Consider the following 7,493-nt stretch of genomic DNA (forward strand, 5'->3'; position numbering starts at 1 on the left):
CGAATATTTAGGTATTAAACCTAAGCAAGTTTATTACCACCAATTACCTTTTCCGGGTTTTATGGCAGAGCGATATAAAAACTTTCCACATCAAGCTCCATTAACTTTAATTCAAGCAGAGAACCAATCGCCCAATAATAAATACAGTGATTTAATCGAAATAGAAATGGGTGATAATTATCAATACAAAAAAATTAATAAAACAAAATGGTTACAAACTCCGCTCACATTCCCCTTAGCGCAATTTAAACCATTAGAAAATGGTGTTTATTTTTATGTATTGGGCGATAAAAACCAGTTAACGCCATTAGAGAGTGTTGAGCAAGCAGTAAGCTTACCGACTTATATCCGTGTTGAAAAAGAAATGGGTAAAATCATTTCGATAGTAAAAAAAACACGAATGCAGTGGCTAACAACCGAATTTGCATACAAAAAAAACACCCCTGTTCGCAGTACATTAACCGTGCTTGAAAGCCATTTAGTGCCTAAATTAGTTATAGAAACAGAGTATGAAAAAGGCAGTTATTTTCCCTCATCTCAAATCATTAAAGATGCCCAAGGGAATACGATTAGGACATTCAAACTGTTAAAAAATAAGACAGTGTTTGCCATATTAGAGCGGTTTAATCAACAAGGTATTAAAACTAACCATATTGAAATATCCACCGATGGTAATGTAAAAAATCAATATCTGGATAATCAAGGCAATATATTATTAACCACTGACGAGGTTAAAGACCAAAACGCCCCTCAACTTTATGATGACTTACCATTCAACCCAGATGGTTTTGACATAATACTGCAAGAGGAAAATACACAACAGAGCTAGTATCATACTTATTTTTTATTTTCATTTTGGTAGAGGTAAAATTGCATGATTAACAAGTACAAATAATAATTTAAAGAAACTTAAATTAAAAATGTATGATATTAACCAGAATATTTTCTTTATATCATACATTGAGTATGGCAAAAAAGAGTAACTTGACAGACATTTAAAATCAGGTAACGATATAGCTATTGAATTGTCTTGATATTAATGATATAGCTATGACTAAAACACATTTGTGTTACCCTATCTCTCCTCTTAATTTTAGCGATGACCAAATAAATATCAGCTATCTAAAACAGCAGCTTGAAGCTTTTCAACAATGGTCTATGATTCAATTTGAGCAACAAGTTGATATTGATATATTAGTCTATTTACGTAGTCAATTTATTGATCGTTTGCTTGAGCGCCTATGGTGTTTTTATCAAATTCCTAAACATGTATCTTCTTTTTTTAAACGTAATCGTATTGCTTTAATCGCTGTTGGCGGTTATGGTCGTGCTGAATTACATCCTTTATCGGATATTGATATTTTGATTTTAAGTGATTATCCGTTGGCAAAAGAGATTGAAAAACAGATTAGTGATTTAGTTCGTTTGTTATGGGATTTACATTTAGATATAGGACATAGTGTTAGGACATTAAGAATTTGTTTACAAGAAGCAAAAAACGACATTACCATAATGACCAATTTGATTGAATCAAGGCTTATTTCGGGCAATCAATTATTGTTAGATGAGCTACATAAACAAATTTTTAGCGATAAAATTTGGCCTTCTCGAGCTTTTTATAAGGCAAAAATCCAAGAACAACATGAACGCCATAAGCAGTATCACAGCACCTCTTATAATCTTGAGCCTGATTTAAAAAATAGCCCCGGCGGTTTGCGAGATATGCAAACTATTCAATGGATAGCAATTCGTCATTTTGGTGGTGAATTTTTACAAAAAATGGCTGATTTCAAATATTTAACCCATGAAGATATTGCAGACTTTAAAACTTGTCGTAAGTTTTTATGGCGAATACGTTTTGCGCTTCATTGCGTCATTTCACGTTATGATAATCGTCTGTTATTTGATCGCCAGCTTAGTATTGCCAACATGCTAGGTTACAAAGGTGAGGGCAATACGCCAGTAGAAAAAATGATGCATGACTATTACCGAGTTGCACACAATATTACAGAACTTAATCAGATGTTATTACAACTGTTTTATGAATCTATACTTGAGCATCCCCAAAAAAGTAAATCTTATAATATTGATGAGCATTTCCAAATTAGAGAAAACCTAATTGATATAAAAAATGATAATCTCTTTAAAACAGATCCTGTTATGATTATGCAGCTTTTTTATACGATATTGCTTAACCCACAAATCACCGGGCTTTATTCAAATACCATTAGGCAGCTACGTTCGGCAAGAAGAAAATTAAGTACTTTGCTATGCGAAGATCCCAAATCTCGACAAATATTTATGATGATTATCAAACATCCCGATGCAATAAAAAAAGCTATTTTACCCATGCATCAATATGGCATATTGGCCGCCTATATTCCAGATTGGAAGCACATTGCTGGAATGATGCAGTTTGATCTTTTTCATACTTATACGGTTGATGAGCATACGATTCGGTTACTAATTGAATTGGATAACTTAAAAACAGATAGTGGTAAGCGAAAGCACCCTAATAGTTCAACTGTGTTTACTAAATTATCTAAACCGGAACTACTGATTATTAGTGGTTTATTTCATGATATCGGTAAAGGCCGACATGGCGATCACTCTGAAATAGGTGCACAGCTTGTTGAAAAATTTTGCCAGTTGCACGAACTCGAAACCAAAGACATTGATTTAATTTGCTGGTTAGTCCGCTATCACCTACTGATGTCTGTTACCGCTCAAAGCCAAGATTTACAAGATCCAGCAGTAATTCGAGGATTTATTCAACAAGTAAAAAGCAAACGTCGCTTACAGTATTTGCTTTGTTTAACAGTAGCAGATGTTTGTGCAACCAATGAAACACTTTGGAATAGCTGGAAGCAAAGCCTAATACGCCAACTTTATTTTACTGCCATGCATTCCTTTGACTCGGGTATTCATCAAATTCCTGAACAACGCAGTATTGCACGCCAACATAAACAAGAAGCACTCGCAATATTACTTGCAGAAAATTATGATCAACAGCAAATCAACGATTTTTGGCTGGATTATCGGGTAGATTATTTTTTACGTTATACAACAGAACAAATTGTACGGCATGTTCAACATCTATTACATCATGATTTATCTCAAACACTAGTGTTAATTAACCTAAATTCACATCATGGTGGTAGTGAGGTTTTTATTTATTCACCCGATAGACCTTATCTATTTGCCACTGTCTGTAATACCTTAAGTATGCATAATTTAACAATTCATGATGCACTTATTATTACAAATAAAAAAGGATTTGCCCTTGATACGTTTATTGTATTAGAACCTAATGGCCAAACCATACAAAAAGATCGTCATCAAGGGATTATAAACGCACTAAAAAAAGCGCTACAACAACCAGTTTATCAAGCGGCGAGAATAAAACCCCCAAAGAAAAGATTGCAATCTTTTTCTGTACCTACACAAGTTAATTTCTTATCTGCCTTTAATGAAAGACAAACTTATATGGAACTTATTGCCTTAGATATGCCAGGATTACTTGCTTGTGTTGGTGAAATATTTGCTAATTTAGATTTGTCATTAAGGAGTGCCAAAATTGCCACTATTGGTGAGCATATTGAAGATTTGTTTATCTTAACCGATAAACATAACAATGCGCTTGATGATAATACCTGTAACCAATTACGAGAATCAATAATAACCACTATTGATTCAATGAATTAATCAGCTTAAAGATATCGCTTATGCAATTTTTTATTATTTTATTTCCTATTTTTTGTATTTTTATAGTTGGGTTCATCGCTCAAAAAGCACTAAAACTTGATGTAGCCAACCTTTCAAAAATGTCACTTTATGTGCTTTCCCCCTTTTTGGCATTTAAAACGTTTTATACCCATACGTTAACTACCGATTATCTATTTTATATTGGTTATATTTTTGGCTTGTGTTTTTTATTAGTCATTATCATCTCAATTTGGTCGCTGTTCATGAAATATTCAGTTAAAGAGCGTTGCGCTATGATTTTAAGTGCATGCTTTATGAATAATGGCAACTACGGTACACCGGTACTTTTGGTTTTTTTTGGTTCGGTGGGATTTGATCTTGGTGTAATTATGATGGTGTTACAACAATTTGTAATGAGCACAGTCGGTATTTATTACGCTGCAAAGGGCAGTGCTCATAATGATATTGTTAGTCAAAAAGATGTTATTAATAAAGTTATTCGCATGCCAGTTGCTTATGGGGCATTGTTAGGTATTATTTTTCAGTTGTGCCATATTCCTTTATCTAAATCAATAATGACATCCATTGCTATGATTGGTGATTCTTCAATTGTTGTGATTATGATTATTTTAGGAATGCAACTAGCCAAAATAAAGATCAAACAACTTGATTACCCAAAATTGTTGTTTTCATTGCTAACCCGCATGGTTATTTCACCTTTGGTTGCATGTGGTATAGTTTATTTTATGCCTATTTTACCAATTTATAAGCAAGTATTAATTGTATTAGCTGCAATGCCAAGTGCTGCCAATACCACATTAATGTCTGTACAATTTGATACTCGCCCAGAACTGGTATCAAGCGCAACCTTAGTTAGTACATTATTAAGCTTAATCACTTTACCTATTGTACTAACACTTGTTGGCGCGCCAATACCTTTTTAAGCGCCGTTACCAACCTTTACCAAGCAAACTTAGTAAATCCAGCCTTTAAATAGTTTAAAAAAGCCTAAACGCAGTTTTAGGCTAGTTAAAAGCATTATCAACAACCTACTTATTGTTTAATCAATAGAATAGCGGGCAATTATTCCTTACCTGTCCACTCTTTTTCGAATTGTTCGACAAACTGAACTAAAAATTGATGCCTTGGCTCAGCCAATTTTTTAGCTGTTTGGGTATTCATCATATCTTTAAGCAACAAAAGTTTTTCATAAAAGTGATTAATAACTGTATTAGGTCTTTTATAATTATCTTCATCCAACGCCATTCGGGGGGAAATATTTGGATCGTACATAATATTATGCTTATTACCACCATAATAAAAAGTGCGTCCAATGCCAATTGCACCCAATGCGTCTAAGCGATCGGCATCTTGTACAATTTGCCCTTCTAATGATAATTCTTTTTTTTGATTAAGATTTTTTCGATATGACATATTTTCAATAATGTCAAAGATCATTTTAATTTCGTTATCGGTTAACGCCTGTAATATTAAATAATCACGCAACTCAATTACAGCTTGATTTACATCAGCAACGACTTTTTCATCAATCACGTCATGCAAATAAGCACTCACAATCACAATAAACGCATTCGCTTTTGGTTCATGCTGTAAAATCTGCTCGGCCAATCTCACTACTCGCTCAATATGCGCCATATCATGCCCCGAAAAGTCATTAGCTAATTTTTGTTTAACAAAAGCTTGTATGGCTTGAATAACACTCTGCTTATGCTTATTTGTTTTATTATTCATAATATTATAGCGAAATTTTAATTTACACATACCGTGCCATAACTCGTGTAACCCCAAGTACTAACCATTCCCTTATTAGAGTGTACTTGAAGATTTATAAGGGGTTCGTAAGGAGGTTTATATGTGTTTTTCGTCCAATAAGCCCGATGACTTGCGAAATTACTACCAGGGTAGCCATAGTTAATATTAACAGAGTCATAAGTTTCTCCCCATTCTGAAAATAGCCCTCCACCAATACGGCGTTGGTAGTTATTACCTTGACCTGCTAAACCTTGATTCCAATATTGAGAATTAGCATTAGTCAGTTGATTAACTGTAGGTATTTGATAGCCTAACTGATTACAGTATTGTTCAGCCTGAGCATAACTATGACTAATACCATTATCATTCTTTCTTACGATAAACCATTTTTTAATGGTAAAACTATATACTTTATTCGTTTTGGCTTTATCGGAATATAAGATAAAGGTCGTCGGTACTGCGGTTGCTGCCTCGGCAGCGCTAGCCCCCTCTTTGGGTCCAACTAACCGAATCTTGGCAATGTTGCCATTGCCCGTTATATTTAAATCAATGCCCGATGTAGCAGGTGACTTGTCAAACGTCATCTCACTGCCTAAGCTATCAACCATATCCATGGTAAAAAATAGCCCATATGCCCCCATGGTTGGAAAGTTTGATGCTGGATTATTTAAATCTTGACGTTTAAAGCCTTTTGCATCGTCCCATTCACTCGGTGGCCCTGAATAATTCGACCCACCCCAATTATTTTTGCGACTATTACTTAAAAATAAGTTGGGCTTGGCAGAATAAGTACAAGCGCCTTTAGGTGGGTTTAGATAATATATAACATTATTACTGTACACCATCGGAGTTGAATTAGGGTAGCCATAAGCTGTTGATAAGGTAAAACTATCATGAAACATTTGGATACTATATGGCGCATAGCAATCCTGAAAGGTATCATCTAATCCCATTTCAGTACCATTGGCATCTCGACCTGTAATGGTTAAATTCCCCGTTGCGGTAATATCACCATCGCCATCTTTATCCGCCCAAAAACCATTATTATTCAGCAAATCGGTCATTGAAATAGCGTTTTGACCCGATGGAATAAGCGTTTTAATATCACTAAGTTTTATACCATCACGTGGCAATGATATCGGATTAGCTATAGATGAGGGATTGTTTTTTGGGGTTAGCACTTTACCATCAGGTAGCTCGATATTTAAAAATCTATCCGTATCCCACGATTGAGTTTGTCCACCATCAAATGTTAAATAAGGCGCTGAGCCCTGAATGATGTTTGCCGTTGTCACAGGCTCAACTTGGGGCAAATCAGCCAACAAAGGAATGCTAACCCCCGTTAAACAACAAAAAGGTAAAATTGATTTAAAGGTGATTAGGTTATTTGTGAGTTTTAAATACAAATCACAAAGCAAGTACTGTTTATCCTCATAAAAAAACGGAAAACGACAGGTTAACTTTCTAGCTGATTTTATTTTATTCTTTTTTATTAGCGTCAGTTGCTTTTTTGATTTCATGTTACTATTCCTTTAAATCCACATAAATACAAAACACTAGTGCAATTATTTTTGTAAAAGGGTACCTCGCTATTGCTGGTTTATTTAATTGTTCATAACTGTATATCACTAATTTACACAAACTGTTCTTCCATACGTTCTAACACCAGAGGATCCATCCTTAGCATATACCACAAGGTTATAGAGTCGTTCGGCTTGATACGTATTTTGAGTCCAATAAACAGCATAGTTTTCCATATTGCTGCCAGGATATTGGTAATCATGCATATCCCCCCACTCAGCTAAAAGCCCACCACCAATACGACGTTGGTAGTTGTTACCTTGACCCGCTAAGCCTTGATTCCAATATCGGGAATTAGCATTAGTCAGTTGGTTAACGATAGGTACTTGATACCCTAACTGCTCGCAATATTGTTTAGCGTCAGCATACTGACTTACACCTGCATAATCTTTCCTTGCGATAAACCATTTTTGAATCGTAAAGCTGTATACTTT

The 7,493-nt window shown here is 34.7% G+C and carries 5 protein-coding genes and 1 pseudogene; 3 read left to right on the forward strand and 3 right to left on the reverse strand.

The window, feature by feature from the left end; genetic code table 11:
• The 3 genes from A9G28_RS13645 to A9G28_RS10705 all read left to right on the forward strand — a co-directional run.
• Positions 1 to 829 (forward strand): hypothetical protein (locus A9G28_RS13645; RefSeq protein ID WP_176702148.1); only part of this gene is annotated, 829 nt, incomplete at its 5' end.
• A 221-nt stretch (positions 830 to 1,050) separates the two neighbouring features.
• Positions 1,051 to 3,705: a bifunctional uridylyltransferase/uridylyl-removing protein GlnD gene (glnD, locus tag A9G28_RS10700; RefSeq protein WP_065580660.1), complete on the forward strand. Its 2,655-nt coding sequence runs from the start codon at positions 1,051 to 1,053 to the stop codon at positions 3,703 to 3,705.
• Positions 3,706 to 3,725: 20 nt separating this feature from the next.
• Entirely contained in the window at positions 3,726 to 4,649 is a 924-nt protein-coding gene (locus A9G28_RS10705) for an AEC family transporter (RefSeq protein WP_065566946.1), read from the forward strand.
• Positions 4,650 to 4,788: 139 nt separating this feature from the next.
• Here the strand turns inward: A9G28_RS10705 and A9G28_RS10710 are convergent, their stop codons facing one another.
• From A9G28_RS10710 to A9G28_RS13650, 3 genes and pseudogenes are all read right to left on the reverse strand, one after another.
• Positions 4,789 to 5,457: an HD domain-containing protein gene (locus A9G28_RS10710; RefSeq protein WP_065566949.1), complete on the reverse strand. Its 669-nt coding sequence runs from the start codon at positions 5,455 to 5,457 to the stop codon at positions 4,789 to 4,791.
• 17 nt (positions 5,458 to 5,474) lie between these two features.
• Positions 5,475 to 6,998 carry a hypothetical protein gene (locus tag A9G28_RS10715; RefSeq protein WP_065580661.1) on the reverse strand — a complete coding sequence of 508 codons (1,524 nt, stop codon included), beginning with the start codon at positions 6,996 to 6,998 and terminating at the stop codon, positions 5,475 to 5,477.
• Positions 6,999 to 7,106: 108 nt separating this feature from the next.
• A pseudogene (locus A9G28_RS13650) lies at positions 7,107 to 7,493 on the reverse strand (hypothetical protein); the annotation flags it as partial.

This window comes from Gilliamella sp. Fer1-1 (assembly GCF_001690825.1).
GTDB lineage: Bacteria > Pseudomonadota > Gammaproteobacteria > Enterobacterales > Orbaceae > Gilliamella > Gilliamella apicola_C.